Source organism: Pseudomonas putida, assembly GCF_001976065.1.
GTDB lineage: Bacteria > Pseudomonadota > Gammaproteobacteria > Pseudomonadales > Pseudomonadaceae > Aquipseudomonas > Aquipseudomonas serbica.
Window position 1 is genome coordinate 727616 of record NZ_MNAH01000002.1, and the last position, 15587, is coordinate 743202.

Consider the following 15587-nt stretch of genomic DNA (forward strand, 5'->3'; position numbering starts at 1 on the left):
TCCCCCTGTGGGAGCGGGCTTGCTCGCGAAGGGGCCAGGTCGGTCACCCTTTATGTTGAATGACACACTGCCTTCGCGAGCAAGCCCGCTCCCACATGGGGAACGTCTTCACCTGAAGAATCCAATAACTCCAAGAAGGTATTGATATGCGTCTGTTGAAATCCATGGTCCCGGCCGCGCTCGCGGTCTTGTTCAGCGCCGTAACCCAGGCGCAGCCACAGGTCAGCGTCTACAACTGGACCGACTACATCGGCGAGACCACCCTCGCCGACTTCCAGGGCAAAACCGGGATCAAGGTGATCTACGACGTTTTCGACTCCAATGAAACCCTGGAAGGCAAACTGCTTGCCGGGCGTACCGGGTATGACGTGGTGGTGCCGTCCAACCACTTCCTCGCCCGCCAGGTGAAGGCCGGCGCGTTCCTCAAGCTGGACCGCGAGCAACTGCCGAACTTCAAGAACCTCGACCCGAAACTGCTGGCCTTGCTGGAGAAAAACGACCCGGGTAACGCGCACTCGGTGCCGTACCTGTGGGGCACCAATGGCATCGGCTACAACGTCGACAAGGTCAAGCAGGTGTTGGGCATCGACCACATCGATTCCTGGGCCGTGCTGTTCGAACCGGAAAACATCAAGAAACTCAGCGCCTGCGGCGTATCGATGATGGACTCGGCGGATGAAGTGTTCCCCGCGGTGCTCAACTACATGGGCATGGACCCGCGCAGCGAGAATCCGGAAGACTTCAAGAAAGCCGAAGCCAAGCTGCTGAGCATCCGTCCGTACATCACCTATTTCCACTCTTCCAAGTATGTCTCGGACCTGGCCAACGGCGACATCTGCGTGGCGTTCGGTTACTCCGGTGACGTGTTCCAGGCCGCCAACCGCGCCAAGGAAGCCAAGAACAACGTGAACATCGCCTATGCCATCCCCAAGGAAGGCGCGAACCTGTGGTTTGACTTGCTGGCCATCCCGGCGGACGCTGGCAATCCGAAGGAAGCCCACGCCTTCATCAACTACCTGCTCGACCCGCAAGTGATCGCCAAGGTCAGTGCCTCGGTGGGCTATGCCAACCCTAACCCCGCCGCCAAGCAGTACATGGACCCGGAACTGGTGAATAACCCTGAGGTTTATCCGCCTCAGGCAGTGCTCGACAAGCTCTACATCTCGACCACCCCGCCGCAGTCGATCATGCGCTTGATGACCCGCTCCTGGAGCAAAGTGAAGTCCAACCAATGAACCAGTACACCCACGAACACGCCCATTCCTATTACGCCGCGTCGGCCAACGGTATGGCGCCATACCCCACGCTGGCCGAAGACCTGGTGGCCGATGTCTGCGTGATTGGCGGCGGGTTTACCGGCGTCAACACGGCCATCGAACTGGCCCAGCGCGGGCTCTCGGTGATCCTGCTCGAAGGCCGGCGGATCGGCTGGGGTGCCAGCGGGCGCAACGGCGGGCAGTTGATTCGCGGCATCGGCCATGACGTCAGCGGTTTCGCCAGGCATGTCGGTGCTGAGGGGGTGCGCTACCTGGAACAGGCCGGGACTGAATCGGTGCGGTTGGTGGGCGATCGTATCCGTGAGCACGGCATCGATTGCGACCTGCGCTGGGGTTTCTGCGAACTGGCCAACACCCCGGCACAGTTCGCCGGGTTGAAAGCCGAACACGCTGCGCTCAAGGAATCGGGTTACGCCCATGAAACCCGCCTGGTCGAAGCCGCGCAGATCCGTGAGCAGGTCGTGAATAGCGGTGTGTACGCCGGCGGGCTGGTCGACATGGGCTCGGGGCACTTGCATCCGCTGAACCTGGTCCTTGGCGAAGCGCAGCTCGCGTCATCCCTCGGCGTACGAATTTTCGAGCAAAGCCCGGTGCTGGAGCTGGTCCACGGCAGCACCGTGCAGGTTCGATGCGCCGGTGGCACGGTACGCGCCGGCACCCTGGTCCTGGGTTGCAACGCGCATCTGGAAGAACTCGAACCGAAACTGAGCGGCAAGGTGCTCCCGGCGGGCAGCTACATCATCGCCACCGAACCCTTGCCGGCGGACGTTGCCGCGCAGTTGATCCCGCACAACCTGGCGCTGTGCGACCAGAAAGTCGGCCTGGATTACTACCGGCTCTCGGCGGACCGGCGCCTGTTGTTCGGCGGGGCCTGCCATTACTCCGGGCGTGATCCAGCGGATATCAGCGCCTACATGCGCCCGCAAATGCTCAAGGTCTTCGCGCAACTGGCGAATGTGCGCATCGACTATCAATGGGGCGGGAAGATCGGTATCACCGCCAACCGCTTCCCCCAGGTCGGGCGCTTGAGCCAGCACCCTAACGTGTTCTACGCCCAGGGCTACTCGGGCCATGGCCTGAACGTCACCCACTGGTGCGCGAAATTGTTGGGCGAAGCGGTCCATGCCGGCCACAGCAAGGGCTTCGACGTGTTCAGCGCCGTGCCGCACATGACCTTCCCGGGCGGCCGCGTCCTGCGTTCGCCACTGTTGGCCCTGGGCATGCTCTGGTATCGCATGCGCGAAGTACTGGGCTGACACCGCCCCCTGTAGGAGCTGGCTTGCCAGCGATGTCGACCGAAAGAACAACACAATGTTCAAGGCCGCCATCGCTGGCAAGCCAGCTCCTACAGAGTTACCGATCATTTCCCATCTCTTTGTTTAGCCTTTCGATTTGCTCAATTGCGAGTCACTTCTATATTGAGGGGGTGCTCTGAACTTCCTGCCTCCTGTTGAGCTTGGCCTATGGCAACGACCGATCAGCTGATCATCTGCGAGCACTGCGACAGCGTGTACGAAAAAGTGACGCTCGCCAAATACCAGAAAACCCTGTGCGAACGCTGCGGTGGCGTGCTTCAGCGTTATAACGGCCTGACCGTGGAGCAACGCCTGGCGTTGACCTTCACCGCGTTGATGCTGTGGATTTTCGCTAATTTCTATCCGGTCATGAGCATCAGCCTGAAAGGCCTGAAAAACAGCGCGACCCTATGGGATTCGGTGTTGGCGCTGAGCCTGGGGCCCATTACGTTTATCGCCCTGGTGGCGGCAGTCGCCATGATCATCGCGCCGATTTTCCAGTTGTTATTGCTGATCTGGGTCCTCAGCTTCGCCCTTAGCTCGCGGCGCGCACCCGGCTTCAGGTTCTGCATGCGCTGGCTGGAAACCCTGAGGCCCTGGAGCATGCTTGAGGTCTGCCTGCTGGGCGCGATGGTCGCGGTGATCAAGCTCGCCGGATTGCTGGATGTGCTGCCCGGCATCGGCCTGTTTGCCCTGGCGGTCCTCAGCCTGATGATGATCCGCATCGCCGGCCGCGATATCCGTGAACTGTGGGACATCGTATGACAATGCCGCCCGTTGCCAGCGAACTCAACCTGTGCCTGTGCCACACCTGCGGCCTGGCCTGTGACATGACCGCCGAACCCCACGAATGCGAGCGCTGTGGCGCCCCGCTGCATCGACGTAAGACCAACTCGTTGACCCGAACCTGGGCCTACATGATCACCGCCCTGGTGTTTTACGTTCCGGCCAACCTGTTGCCGGTGATGAACACCAAGATGGTCGGTAGCGGTGCTGACAGCACGATCATGAGCGGCGTGATCGAGTTCTGGCAGCACGGTGCCTGGGATATCGCCCTGATCATTTTCATCGCCAGCATCGCAGTACCGGGCGTCAAGTTCGTCGCCTTGACGCTGCTGCTGGTGACCGTTCAACGCAACAGCCAATGGGCGCTCAGGCAGCGCTCGCAAATGTACCGGTTCGTCGAGCTCATCGGTTACTGGTCGATGCTCGACGTCATAGTGGTCGCCCTGGTGGCGTCACTGGTGAAGTTCCAGGCGCTGGCCGATATCGAGCCGCGCCCGGGCATCCTGTTCTTTGGTCTGGTGGTGGTGTTCACCATGCTCTCGGCGATGAGTTTCGATCCGCGGCTGATCTGGGATAAAGAGCGGCAAAAACCATTAAATGAGGAGGTCACGGATGAAGTCACAAGCCACTGACGGACCACTGGTCCCCGGGCAGGCGCCGATCAAGACCCGCCGCTTCAGCTTTTCGCTGGTGTGGATCGTGCCGATTGTTGCGGTGCTGGTGGGTATATCGCTGGTGGTACACAGCATCTTGCAGGAGGGGCCGACCATCACGATCACCTTCAAGACCGGCAGCGGCCTGACCGCCAACAAGACCGAGGTGAAGTACCGCAACGTAGTGATCGGCCATGTGTCGGACGTGGCTTTGAGCAACGACCAGAAGAGCGTCAATGCGACGATCAAGCTGGACAAACAGGCGGAAAGTTTTACCCGCAAAGACTCTCAATACTGGGTGGTAAGGCCGCGGATCGGCGCTGGCGGGGTGTCGGGTATCGATACGCTGCTATCAGGGGATTACATCGGTGCCGATATCGGCCAGGACAATGCCCGGGCGAAGCACTTCACCGGCCTGGAAAACCCGCCAGCCATTACCTATGGCGAGCCGGGCAAGCGCTTCACCTTGCATACCCAGGACCTGGGCTCACTGGATATCGGCTCGCCGGTCTACTACCGCAAGATTCCGGTCGGCCAGGTCGTGGCCTATGCGCTGGATCCCGATGGCAAAGGGGTAAACATCGAACTGTTCATCCACGCACCCAATGACCAGTACGTCACCGAGAACACCCGGTTCTGGAACGCCAGCGGTGTTGACGTGAGCGTCGGTGCCAATGGTTTTGCGGTCAAGACCGAGTCCTTGTCGGCCCTGCTGGTGGGCGGCGTCGCGTTCCGTGCGCCGGAATACAGCCCCGACGACAAACCGGCCGCGGAGGAATATGCCTACGAACTGTTCGAGGACCAGCAAACCGCCCTCGCCCCGCCAAGTGGCAAGGGGCAGTACATGACCCTGCGATTCGACCAGGCCTTGCGCGGCCTCAAGGTCGATGCCCCAGTAGAATTCCTCGGCATCGAAATCGGCAAGGTGGTGTCGGTCAATCTGGATTTCGACACGGCAAAACGCACCTTCCCGGTCAACGTCGGCATCATGATTTATCCGCAACGCCTGGGCCGCGCGCACACGAAAATGCTCCAGACACTCAATCACGATCCGAACAATGAAGCCGCCGCCGTTCGCGTGATCGGTACCTTTATCGACAACGGCCTGCGTGCCCAGGCTCGCACCGGCAACCTGCTGACAGGCCAGCTGTACATTTCCCTGGATTTCTACCCTAAAGCCGAAAAAGTCGCGTTTGATCCCTCCGCTCGTCCAGTCAGTATTCCGACCGTTCCAGGGAGCCTCGAACAATTGCAGGAAAAACTCGAGGCCATGGTCAACAAGATCAACCAGCTACCGGTCGAGCGCATTGCCGCCAATCTGGACAGCAACCTCGTCGAATTGCGCAAAGGCCTGGTGCAATTCAATGCCAAGACCCTGCCTGGCGTGTCAACCACCTTGACCGATATGAGCAAGACCCTGCAATCGGCCAACTCGACGCTGGCCGACGACTCGCCGCAGCGGGAAAAACTCGGGCAGACCCTGGACGAACTCGGGCGCACATCGCGTTCGCTGCGTGACCTGGCGGATTACCTGGGCCGGCACCCCGAATCACTGATTCGCGGTCGTCCGGACAACGCCGCACCGATGGATATGCAACGGCCGCCGAGCAAATGACCACAGGAGCAACATCCATGGCTTCTCCGCTGAAAATCACGTTGGTTGCCGCGTTGGCCTTGCTCGCTGCCTGCCGCAGTGATCCGATCCAGTTTCACACCCTGACGCCGGCCCAGCCGGCAGGCAATTCACGCAGTAGCGCCGGCATCCAGATTGAAATGCTCACGGTGCCGCCCCAGGTCGATCGCCCACAGATCGTCGTGCGCCAGGGCAATACCGGCATGGCGATCCTGGAAACCGAGTGGTGGGGGGCGAGCCTGGTGGATGAGTTGAGCAGTGCCTTGACCGACCAGATGATCAACAACAATGCGCAACGCAAGGTATCGGTTCGCCTGGAGGTGCAGCGATTCGATTCGATTCCCGGTCAATACGGACTGCTCGACGTGAAATGGCGCCTGCGTACCAGCAATGGTACCGAAAACCTCATGGACATCTGCCGCAGCACCCTGCAGACACCGTCAGGACCGTCCATCGATGAGCTGGTGGCGGCGCAGCAGAACAATGTCAAACGCCTGGCCGCGCTAATCAGCCAGGCAGCGGCGGGTACGCAGAAAAGCTGCCCTTCGACAAATGCCAGCCATTAATACAAATCCCACCTGTGGGAGCGGGCTTGCTCGCGAAAGCGGTGGGTCAGCTTGCATCACTGTTGAATGCTAGACCGCATTCGCGGGCAAGCCCGCTCCCACAGGGTCGTTCAGTGTCCTTTTTGACGATTTTTTCTCATTCGCGGCTTTACATTAGCGCGCCTCGAATCTGCAAATGATTCGTATTGATCTAGAATAATTGACGACATTCCTTTGTCGATTCGCTTGAATCAGCCTGCAAGACAAAAATAACAGGAGCTGACGCCGCATGAAGTCCCCTATCCCTTCATTCCTTAAAAAGGCCCTGCTGGTCACCGCCCTCGTGAGCGCCGGTCAGGTGTACGCCGCCGACAGCGTCGGCATCGTGGTCTACAACGCCCAGCATGAAAGCCTGACCAAATCCTGGGTCGAAGGGTTTACCCAGGAAACCGGCATTGCGGTGACCTTGCGTAACGGCGATGACACCGAGATGGGCAACCAGATCGTACAGGAAGGGGCCGACTCGCCGGCCGATGTGTTCCTCACCGAAAACTCCCCGGCGATGGTCCTGGTCGACAACGCCGGCTTGTTTGCGCCCGTGGACAAAACCACCCTGGAGCAGGTCGACCCGGCCTACCGCCCAGCCCACGGCAAATGGCTGGGGATCGCTGCGCGTTCGACGGTGTTCGTCTACAACCCAAGCAAACTGCCGCAAGCGCAGTTGCCCAAGTCGATCATGGACCTCGCCGCTCCAGAATGGAAAGGCCGCTGGGCCGCCTCGCCCGGTGGCGCCGACTTCCAGGCCATCGTCGCCGCCATGCTCGAACAGAAAGGCGAAGCGGCGACCCTTGACTGGCTCAAGGCAATGAAAACCAACTTCACGGCCTACCGGGGCAACAGCTCGGTGCTCAAGGCGGTGAATGCCGGACAGATCGACAGCGGCGTGATCTACCACTATTACAGCTTCGTCGATCAGGCCAAGACCGGCGAGAACAGCAAGAACACCGCCCTGCACTACTTCAAGCACAAGGACCCGGGGGCTTTCGTGAGCATTTCCGGCGGCGGCGTGCTGGCCTCCAGCAAACACAAGGAACAAGCCCAGGCGTTCCTCAAGTGGATCACCGGCAAGGACGGCCAGGCCATCCTCAAGGACGGCAAGTCGTTTGAATACGCCGTGGGCAAGAACGCCCAATCCAATCCGAAACTGGTGCCTTTGCAGCAGCTAGACGCGCCATCTGTCGACGCCTCGAAACTCGACAGCAAAAAAGCCGTGGAGCTGATGACTCAGGCAGGACTGCTTTAATTGATGCCCGAAATCCTGCCCGCGGGTACCGCCCAAGCGCTACCCGCCAATTTGCGTAGACGATCGCGCGGCGTGTTCGCGAGCCGCGGTGGCGCGTGGGTGGTCGGTTTGTCGGTGCTGGTGTCGTTGCTGGCGCTGCTGCCGATTGCCTACGTCATCGGCGTGTCCCTGCAGACAGGCTGGTCCACGGTGCTGACCCTGGTGTTCCGGCCACGGGTGGGCGAATTGTTGGTCAACACCGTGTTGCTGGTGGTGCTGACAATTCCCCTGTGTGTCGCGCTGGGGGTGACGCTGGCCTGGCTGACCGAGCGCACGGACTTGCCCGGGCGGCGTTGGTGGTCATTGCTGGCGACGGCGCCCCTGGCGGTGCCGGCCTTCGTCCACAGCTATGCCTGGGTCAGCCTGGTGCCGCCGATCCACGGCTTGTTCGCCGGCGTGCTGGTGTCGGTCATTGCGTACTTCCCGTTCCTGTACCTGCCGATTGCCGCGACGCTGCGGCGCCTGGACCCGGCCATTGAAGATGTCGCCGAATCCTTGGGACTCAAGCCCTGGGCGGTGTTTTTTCGCGTGGTGCTGCCACAGTTGCGCCTGGCCATTTGCGGGGGTGCATTGCTGGTCGGCCTGCATCTGCTGGCCGAGTATGGCCTGTACGCGATGATCCGCTTCGACACCTTCACCACCGCGATCTTCGATCAGTTCAAATCCACCTTCAACGGGCCTGCCGCCCATATGCTGGCCAGCGTGCTTGCCCTGTGTTGCCTGGTGCTGCTGACCGTGGAGTCCGCTGCACGGGGCCATGCGCGCTACGCCCGGGTGGGTTCCGGTAGCGCCCGCGAGCAACGGATCATAGGCCTGAAAACCCCGGCCAGGGTACTCGCACTGCTGTTGCAGTGCGCCACCTGCGCCCTGGCGCTGGGTGTGCCCCTGATCACCCTCGGCAGCTGGTTGATCGCCGGAGGCGTGCAGGCCTGGGACCTGGACGAGCTGCTGCCAGCGCTGCAACAAACCCTGCTGCTGGGTGTGGCGGGCGCGGCCCTGACCACCTGCGCCGCGATTCCGATTGCCTGGCTGTCGATTCGCCATCCGGGGCGCCTGCAACGGCTACTGGAAAGCTGCAATTACATCACCAGTTCGTTGCCGGGCATCGTCGTGGCGTTGGCCCTGGTGACGGTCACCATTCATTTCGCCCGGCCGATCTACCAGACCACCATCACCGTGCTGCTGGCGTACCTGCTGATGTTCTTGCCCCGGGCCCTGGTGAGCTTGCGCGCTGGCATCGCCCAGGCGCCCGTGGAACTGGAAAACATCGCCCGCAGCCTTGGCCGCTCCCCTACCCGTGCGCTGTGGCTGATCACCCTGCGCCTGGCCGCGCCAGGAGCCGCTGCCGGTGCTGCGCTGGTGTTCCTGGCGATCACCAATGAACTGACCGCCACCCTGTTGCTCGCACCCAATGGCACACGGACCCTGGCGACCGGCTTCTGGGCCATGACCAGCGAAATCGACTATGTCGCGGCCGCACCCTATGCCCTGCTGATGATCCTGTTGTCGCTGCCCTTGACCGGGCTCCTGTATCACCAATCGAAAAAAGCGGCTGGCCGATGAGCACACTAGAACTGCATTCATTGAACAAATTCTATGGCTCCCAGCGAGCCCTGGATAACGTCAGCCTGTCGGTGCCCAGCGGCAGCCGAACGGTCATCGTCGGCCCCTCGGGCTCAGGCAAGACCACCTTGTTGCGGATGATTGCCGGCTTCGAGTTCCCCGACTCAGGCCGCCTGTCGCTCAATGGCCAGACCCTGGTCGACAGCACCCATGAAGTGCCGGCGCACCAACGCCTGATTGGCTACGTCCCCCAGGACGGCGCGTTGTTCCCGCACATGACCGTGGCCGACAACATCGGCTTCGGCTTGGCGAGCAAAGGCCGCGAAAAGCAGGCGCGTGTCGCGCAATTGATGGACAGTGTGGCACTGGATTCGAACATGGCCGCGCGCTGGCCCCACGAGCTGTCCGGGGGCCAGCAGCAGCGCGTGGCCCTGGCGCGGGCGCTGGCGCAGCAGCCACGACTGATGCTGCTGGACGAGCCGTTCTCGGCACTTGATACAGGGCTGCGCGCGGTCATGCGCAAAATGGTCGCGCGCCTGCTGGAAGACGCGGGCGTCACTACCATCCTGGTCACCCATGATCAGAGCGAAGCCTTGTCGTTCGCCGATCAACTGGCGGTGATGCGCCATGGCCGGCTGGTACAGTCAGGCCATCCGCTGGACCTCTATCGCTACCCCGAAGATGAGCAGACCGCACTGTTTCTCGGCGACGCCGTGGTCATGCCGGCCCGGATCGAGGCTGGCTGGGCGCATTGCGACCTGGGCCGGATCCCGGTCAACAACCACCGCAACAACCACTCGGCGCAGATCATGCTCCGCCCCGAACAATTGCAACTGGCCAGCGTCCTGCCCGACGCCACGGATGTCACGGGCTGCCGTGCCAAGGTGGTGGACCGGGATTTCAGCGGCAACACCTGCACCTTGACCGTGGAGCTTCAATCACGCGCCCCCGACCAGTCCGTCGGCCGATCGTTGCTGGTACGCAGTTCCGGCATGTATGCGCCGCCTGCCGGCAGCGCCGTCCAGGTCTCGACCATCGGCCACGCGCACGTGCTGGGCGAGCCTTGATCCCTGAGCCTTGGCGCATGGCCGTCAAAGGTCGAAGCGATCCACTGCGCGGCGGCGCTCGTTGTCGTCGCGCACATCGTAGTTGGCGGTGGTCTGGATGTTGCTGTGGTGCGCCAGTTTTTGCGCGATGGACAGGTCGTGCTCTTCGATCACCCGGGTGATGAACGAGCGGCGAAAATCATGCGGCATGATTTTCGCCCCCACCTGTGCGCCACGCTGTCGGGCGATGTAATAGATCGCGTGTTTGGTGATGCGCTCGCGGGTGATGTGGCTGCCGCGACGAATGCGATTGAACAGAAACGGGTCGTCTTCTTCGCCTTCCTTGAGCGTCGAGCGGCGTAGTTCCAGCCAGGCGTCGAGTTTGGCGAATGCCCAGGCCGGGGCGTACTTGATCAACTGTTTGTTGCCCTTGGCCGTGACGCGCAGGCTGCGCTCATTGAAGTCGAGCTGATTGAGGTCCAGGTTCACCGACTCCGATTTGCGCATGCCCGAACCGTACAGAATCGCGATGATGGCGGCGTCACGCCGGCCTTGTGGCCGAGGATCGGCGGCACAGACTTCCATCAGTTCCTGGATCAATGAACGCCGCAGGTTGCGCCCCTGGGACAGGCGCGTGCCAGCAATGCCCTTGACCGAGCGCATTTTCAGCAGGTGTTCCTGGCTGATCAGGCTCATGCGCCACGCTTCGTTCATCACCCCACGCACCGCATTGACGTACAGCGACGACGTATTGGGCGCATAGCCGTCGGTGCGCAAGGCGGCGACCAGGGCGATGACATCTTCGGGCTGCAGGTTGTGCCAGGCAATGTCCTCGATGTTCACCTCTTCGAAGCCCAGGCGGTCGGCGGCGTCCTGCAGGACATAACGCATGGTCAGTTGGCTGGAGGGCGCCAGTCGCGCCAGGTACAGGGTGAGCGGATTGGGTCTGAGGGCACTTGGATCAGTTGCGGGTAAGTCAGTCAAACGAAACGGCCTTGGATAAAGAGTAAACAGAAAACGCCATGGCGACAGGGATGGCCGCTACGCTGCCGGTCATGGCCGGGAAAGTCAATGTTGTGCCGACAACGGCCACGGAGGATCACGATAGACGAATTGAAACATGGCGCTGCTAAACCTTGACCGGACTCGATCGGGGCAGGAGCAATCCATGAGAATCAGTGTATTTGGTAGCGGCTATGTTGGCCTGGTACAAGCGGCGGTATTGGCTGAAGTCGGCCACGACGTGGTCTGCATGGACGTCGACGAGAAAAAGGTCGAGGGGCTGCAACAGGGCCACGTGAGCATTTTCGAACCGGGGCTGGCCAGCCTGGTACGCGAAGGCCTGGACGCCCGTCGGCTGCAGTTCACCAGCGATGAAAAACTTGCGGTGCAACATGGCCAGGTGTTGTTCATCGCAGTCGGCACACCGTCCCGGGACGATGGCTCGGCCGACCTGAGCCATGTGATGGCGGTGGGCGAAGCGGTGGCTCGGCACCGTGAACAAGCGGTGATCCTGGTGGAGAAATCCACCGTGCCGGTGGGTACCGGCGATGCCCTGCGCGCGCATATCGACAGGTGCCTGATCAAGGTCGGGCGTCTGTTGCAATTCGATATCGTCTCCAACCCCGAATTTCTCAAGGAAGGCTCGGCCGTTGCCGATTGCCGGCGTCCGGACCGTATCGTCGTGGGTTGTGAGCGTGAAGACGTGCGTGACGTGATGCGTGACCTCTACGCGCCGTTCAACCGCAACCATGAACGCATCATGTTCATGGATTTGCGCAGTGCCGAGCTGACCAAATACGCCGCCAACTGCATGCTGGCGACCAAGATCAGCTTCATCAACCAGATCGCCGAGCTGGCCGAACACCTGGGTGCCGACATCGAATCGGTGCGCCTGGGCATCGGCGCCGACTCGCGCATCGGCTACCACTTCATCTACCCCGGCTGCGGTTATGGCGGTTCCTGCTTCCCCAAGGACATGCGCGCCCTGATCCGCAGCGCCGAAGAGGCCCATTGCTCCAGCGACCTTTTGCAAGCGGTGGAAGCCATCAACCAGCGGCAGAAACACAAGCTGTTCGAGCGCCTCAAGGCATTCTACAAAGGCGAACTGCGGGGCAAGACCTTCGCGGTCTGGGGCCTGGCCTTCAAGCCCAACACCGACGACATGCGCGATGCGCCGAGCCGCCTACTGCTCGAATCGCTATGGGCCGCCGGGGCGAATGTCCGTGCATTCGACCCCGAAGCCATGCAACAAACCCAGCAGTTGTATCCCGATGAATCCAGGTTGATGCTCATGGGCACCCCGGAATCGGTGCTCAACGGTGCGGACGCGCTGATCATCTGCACCGAGTGGCAACAATTCAAGGCGCCGGATTTTGACCTGATCCGCCAGCGCCTCAATGCACCGGTGATCTTCGACGGCCGTAACCTGTACGACGCCGAGCGCCTGGCGCGCAATGGTTTCATGTACTTTCCGATGGGCCGCGGTGATTCGCGCAACTTGCCGATTCCGTATCAGCAATGGCCTGCGGCACAAGTAGTCGCCTGACAACAACAGGGCTAAGCGGTGGTTGTCGGTGCCAGGCCTTACATCAGAATTAATGAACTCAACCTTCATTAATATGAATTTGTCAGCATCGGAAATGAACGGCACACTGTCACCGTTCCTCCCCCAATAGTTGGAACAACTTCAAGGGCTTTCTGGGTTTCCCAGACAAGCCTTTTTTTTTCCTCGGTTTTTCAATGGAACGATGTACATCATGCTAGCTCGCTGGTTGCCCGCCGCTGTCAATACCCGCCCTACGGAATGGAGTCGCGCCGCCATCGGCATGTCGCTCGGCACCCTGTTCAGCGTCTGGCTATGCGGCCAGGTATTCGGCATGCAAGTCGCTCAGCACCTGGTCGGGCCGCTGGGTGCCTCGGCGGTGCTGTTGTTCGCGGTATCTTCCGGCGCGCTCGCCCAGCCCTGGTCGATACTCGGCGGTTACTTGAGCGCTGCTGTGGTATCGCTGCTGGTGGCCCATGTGCTCGGCCGGACCCTGGGCAGCGCCTGCCTGGCGGCGGGCATGGCGCTGATCCTGATGTGCTGGCTGCGTTGCCTGCACCCACCGGCCGGGGCACTGGCATTGCTGTTGGTGCTGGCGGACCCTGCGACCATTGCCATGGACTGGAAAGCCCTTGGCCCGGTGATGCTCGCCGCTTCGACCATGCTGTTCAGCGCCCTGGCCTACAACAACCTGACGCGCATCCGATATCCCAAGCGTGCCAGCGAGCCGGTGGCCGTGGTCCCGGCCGACCACCCGCCCGTGGACTCCCAGGCGATCACCGCCCAGGACCTCAAACTGGCCCTGGCGGACATGGAGGCCTTCTTCGACGTCACCCCCGAAGACCTCGAACAACTGGTCCATGCCAGTGAGTTGTACGCCAGGCGGCGCAGTATCGGGGAAGTGCTGAGCCGTACAACGTCCGACTAGTGGTCGATTTGCGCCTTGCCCTGAAGTGTCCAGCGGCTAAAGTAAAAACGTACCGCACAGAGTTGTCTGCCTTTCACTACGAAGTCTGGCTCGCCGTAATAGTCCAGTAGCGATGACACAGGAAGTCTGGCTATGGAGAAATACTCAACCTTGTTGGGTGGCGATGCTGGCTTTGCGCTTTAACAGAACCGCGCCTCCTTGTGAAACACCGCGATTCCCTCGCGTAACCTGCTGTCCGCAAAAAATGGCGCTTGGCGCTATAGCAAGTGATTCGCGTGCTTCAAGTTCCGCCAGCTCTCTGGCTCTGGTGGTTTCGAAACTTTTTTCGAAATCTACGAGAGGAACATCCAATGAGCACCTCACTCCTGCAACGGCTGGGCACGCCGCTGTTCGACCCCGGAAAACGTCACCATCTGCCGTTGCGCGACTACATGGACCTGACGATCGAGCGCATGCGCACGATTGTGCGTGATGGCCTGATCACCAACGACATGTGGCTGGGGCAGCCCCGCCAGTCAGACTTTCGACAGATGTACGAACGTACGGGGCTGGTCGGCGCTTATGACTATGCGCTGTTCTCGTCGATCGTTGACCACATGATCGCCGGCAACGCACTGTTCGCCCAGGCAAGCGCGGTGCAAGTCGCGCGTTACCGCCAGGAAGTGATCGAGATGGGCGCGGTCTATGCCTTTGGCTGTACCGAGATCAACAGCGGCTCGGATGTGCGCAACCTGCAAACCCAGGTCACCTTTGAACGCCAAGGCCAGTGCCTGATCCTGCATACGCCTGCCCCGGCGGCCTGCAAGTTCTGGATCGGCAATGCCCTGCATGCCGCCCAGGTGGTCATGGTGCTGGCACGCTTGATCGTCGACGGTGAGGACGAAGGGCTCCACTGGTTTCGCGTGCCGATTCGCGAACAGGAAAACGGCCCGTTGTTACCCGGCGTCAAGGCCATGGCCTGCGATCCCAAGGGCGGAATTCACGCGAACCAGGTGGCCGGCATTCGCTTCGACCGGATGAAGCTGTCGCTGGATGCGTTGATGCAACGCCACGCACAATTCGACAAGAACGGTGCATTCAGCAGTAACGTGCCCAGGAGCGAACGCCTGACCTGCGCCATGGAAACCTTCATCCAGGAGCGGTTGTTGCTCCTGGCCGCAGCGAGCAATGGCGCGAGCCTGTGCGCTCATCTGGCCTATCGTTTCGCCGGCCATCGCCAGGTGCAAGCCGGCACCACGCGCCTACCCTTGTTGCACAAACCGTTGATTCGCCAACGGCTCTATACCGAACAACTCAAGGCACTGGCGCTGAAGCTGCTGGAGCAGGCAATCGTGTCGAGCTTCGAAGCGCAATGGGATCAACTGCACAAGCGCAAGGAGCTGCACATCCTCGCTGCCATTGCCAAAAGCATCGGCACCTGGACGGCGCTGGATGTCATGGGCATGTGCCGGGAAATCTGTGGCTCTCAGGGTTTTCACCATTACAACCAGATCGTCACATTGCGCATGGACTGCGAGATCAGCGTGACGTTTGCCGGGGACAACAGTGTCATGGCCTATCAGGTGGCCAGGGATGCAATCACCCGGCCGCGTTTTGCCTCACGCCCCACCGCCAATGTTGCACAGCGTATTGAAAAGACCCTTGTCGAACGCTGTAGAAATCCGGGTGAAGTCTCCCACCGACAGGCCGTTGCCCTGACTTACGCCCGTGCCCTGGACCTGATCATCGGGGAAGCCGAGAACACGCCTCTGGTCTCGCCCCAGACGCTGCACGACCTGATCGATGTGTTTGCGCCGCCGTTGAGCGAAGGCGGCCTCGTCGCCAACAGCACCGACCTGAACAGCCATGCCACCGAAGAACAGCTGGCGATGCTGGCTGCCTTGCTGGCGCCGCCGGCGGAATTGGTCAGTGCGCCCATCGATAAACCGGACTACATCCGCCAGTTCACCGCTGCACTGTACGGGGAGCAGTAAT

At 61.1% G+C, this 15587-nt stretch carries 13 protein-coding genes; 12 read left to right on the top strand and 1 reads right to left on the bottom strand.

The window, feature by feature from the left end; translation table 11 throughout:
* Positions 1–146: 146 nt before the first annotated feature.
* The 9 genes from BKX96_RS09840 (at position 147) to BKX96_RS09880 (ending at position 10161) form a co-directional block, all read left to right on the top strand.
* Entirely contained in the window at positions 147–1235 is a 1089-nt protein-coding gene (locus tag BKX96_RS09840; RefSeq protein ID WP_046819115.1) for a polyamine ABC transporter substrate-binding protein, read from the top strand.
* The gene (locus tag BKX96_RS09845; protein ID WP_077183696.1) at positions 1232–2533 is read left to right on the top strand and encodes an NAD(P)/FAD-dependent oxidoreductase; all 1302 of its coding nucleotides are present in this window, start codon (positions 1232–1234) and stop codon (positions 2531–2533) included. The genes BKX96_RS09840 and BKX96_RS09845 overlap by 4 nt, the downstream gene beginning before the upstream one ends.
* Before the next feature lie 207 nt (positions 2534–2740).
* Complete coding sequence (locus BKX96_RS09850) at positions 2741–3337, top strand: paraquat-inducible protein A (RefSeq protein ID WP_046819113.1); 597 nt, start codon at positions 2741–2743, stop codon at positions 3335–3337.
* Positions 3334–3990 (top strand): paraquat-inducible protein A, encoded by a 657-nt coding sequence (locus BKX96_RS09855; protein ID WP_046819112.1) that lies wholly within the window; start codon positions 3334–3336, stop codon positions 3988–3990. Before BKX96_RS09850 ends, BKX96_RS09855 begins: the two co-directional genes overlap by 4 nt.
* Positions 3971–5626 carry a PqiB family protein gene (locus BKX96_RS09860; RefSeq protein ID WP_077183697.1) on the top strand — a complete coding sequence of 552 codons (1656 nt, stop codon included), beginning with the start codon at positions 3971–3973 and terminating at the stop codon, positions 5624–5626. Before BKX96_RS09855 ends, BKX96_RS09860 begins: the two co-directional genes overlap by 20 nt.
* A gap of 17 nt (positions 5627–5643) precedes the next feature.
* Complete coding sequence (locus BKX96_RS09865) at positions 5644–6210, top strand: PqiC family protein (RefSeq protein ID WP_077183698.1); 567 nt, start codon at positions 5644–5646, stop codon at positions 6208–6210.
* A 268-nt stretch (positions 6211–6478) separates the two neighbouring features.
* Positions 6479–7492, top strand: coding sequence for an iron ABC transporter substrate-binding protein (locus BKX96_RS09870; RefSeq protein WP_077183699.1), 1014 nt, complete (start codon positions 6479–6481; stop codon positions 7490–7492).
* A 3-nt stretch (positions 7493–7495) separates the two neighbouring features.
* Positions 7496–9094, top strand: coding sequence for an ABC transporter permease (locus tag BKX96_RS09875; protein ID WP_077183887.1), 1599 nt, complete (start codon positions 7496–7498; stop codon positions 9092–9094).
* Entirely contained in the window at positions 9091–10161 is a 1071-nt protein-coding gene (locus tag BKX96_RS09880) for an ABC transporter ATP-binding protein (RefSeq protein ID WP_077183701.1), read from the top strand. Before BKX96_RS09875 ends, BKX96_RS09880 begins: the two co-directional genes overlap by 4 nt.
* Before the next feature lie 24 nt (positions 10162–10185).
* Here BKX96_RS09880 and BKX96_RS09885 read toward each other — a convergent pair whose 3' ends face one another.
* Entirely contained in the window at positions 10186–11124 is a 939-nt protein-coding gene (locus tag BKX96_RS09885; protein WP_077183702.1) for a site-specific integrase, read from the bottom strand.
* Between the two features lie 184 nt (positions 11125–11308).
* Between BKX96_RS09885 and BKX96_RS09890 the strand changes: the two genes are divergently transcribed.
* The 3 genes from BKX96_RS09890 (at position 11309) to BKX96_RS09900 (ending at position 15586) form a co-directional block, all read left to right on the top strand.
* Positions 11309–12688 (top strand): UDP-glucose dehydrogenase family protein, encoded by a 1380-nt coding sequence (locus BKX96_RS09890; RefSeq protein ID WP_077183703.1) that lies wholly within the window; start codon positions 11309–11311, stop codon positions 12686–12688.
* Positions 12689–12899: 211 nt separating this feature from the next.
* Complete coding sequence (locus BKX96_RS09895; RefSeq protein WP_077183888.1) at positions 12900–13613, top strand: HPP family protein; 714 nt, start codon at positions 12900–12902, stop codon at positions 13611–13613.
* Between the two features lie 350 nt (positions 13614–13963).
* The gene (locus BKX96_RS09900; RefSeq protein WP_046819104.1) at positions 13964–15586 is read left to right on the top strand and encodes an acyl-CoA dehydrogenase family protein; all 1623 of its coding nucleotides are present in this window, start codon (positions 13964–13966) and stop codon (positions 15584–15586) included.
* Position 15587: the final 1 nt, after the last annotated feature.

Bases quoted from the DNA above. Each gene is read 5' to 3' on its own strand.
- BKX96_RS09880 (WP_077183701.1), top strand. From the start codon at position 9,091: ATGAGCACACTAGAACTGCATTCATTGAACAAATTCTATGGCTCCCAG.
- BKX96_RS09870 (WP_077183699.1), top strand. From the start codon at position 6,479: ATGAAGTCCCCTATCCCTTCATTCCTTAAAAAGGCCCTGCTGGTCACC.
- BKX96_RS09865 (WP_077183698.1), top strand. From the start codon at position 5,644: ATGGCTTCTCCGCTGAAAATCACGTTGGTTGCCGCGTTGGCCTTGCTC.
- BKX96_RS09850 (WP_046819113.1), top strand. From the start codon at position 2,741: ATGGCAACGACCGATCAGCTGATCATCTGCGAGCACTGCGACAGCGTG.
- BKX96_RS09855 (WP_046819112.1), top strand. From the start codon at position 3,334: ATGACAATGCCGCCCGTTGCCAGCGAACTCAACCTGTGCCTGTGCCAC.
- BKX96_RS09900 (WP_046819104.1), top strand. From the start codon at position 13,964: ATGAGCACCTCACTCCTGCAACGGCTGGGCACGCCGCTGTTCGACCCC.
- BKX96_RS09845 (WP_077183696.1), top strand. From the start codon at position 1,232: ATGAACCAGTACACCCACGAACACGCCCATTCCTATTACGCCGCGTCG.
- BKX96_RS09890 (WP_077183703.1), top strand. From the start codon at position 11,309: ATGAGAATCAGTGTATTTGGTAGCGGCTATGTTGGCCTGGTACAAGCG.
- BKX96_RS09895 (WP_077183888.1), top strand. From the start codon at position 12,900: ATGCTAGCTCGCTGGTTGCCCGCCGCTGTCAATACCCGCCCTACGGAA.
- BKX96_RS09875 (WP_077183887.1), top strand. From the start codon at position 7,496: ATGCCCGAAATCCTGCCCGCGGGTACCGCCCAAGCGCTACCCGCCAAT.
- BKX96_RS09860 (WP_077183697.1), top strand. From the start codon at position 3,971: ATGAAGTCACAAGCCACTGACGGACCACTGGTCCCCGGGCAGGCGCCG.
- BKX96_RS09840 (WP_046819115.1), top strand. From the start codon at position 147: ATGCGTCTGTTGAAATCCATGGTCCCGGCCGCGCTCGCGGTCTTGTTC.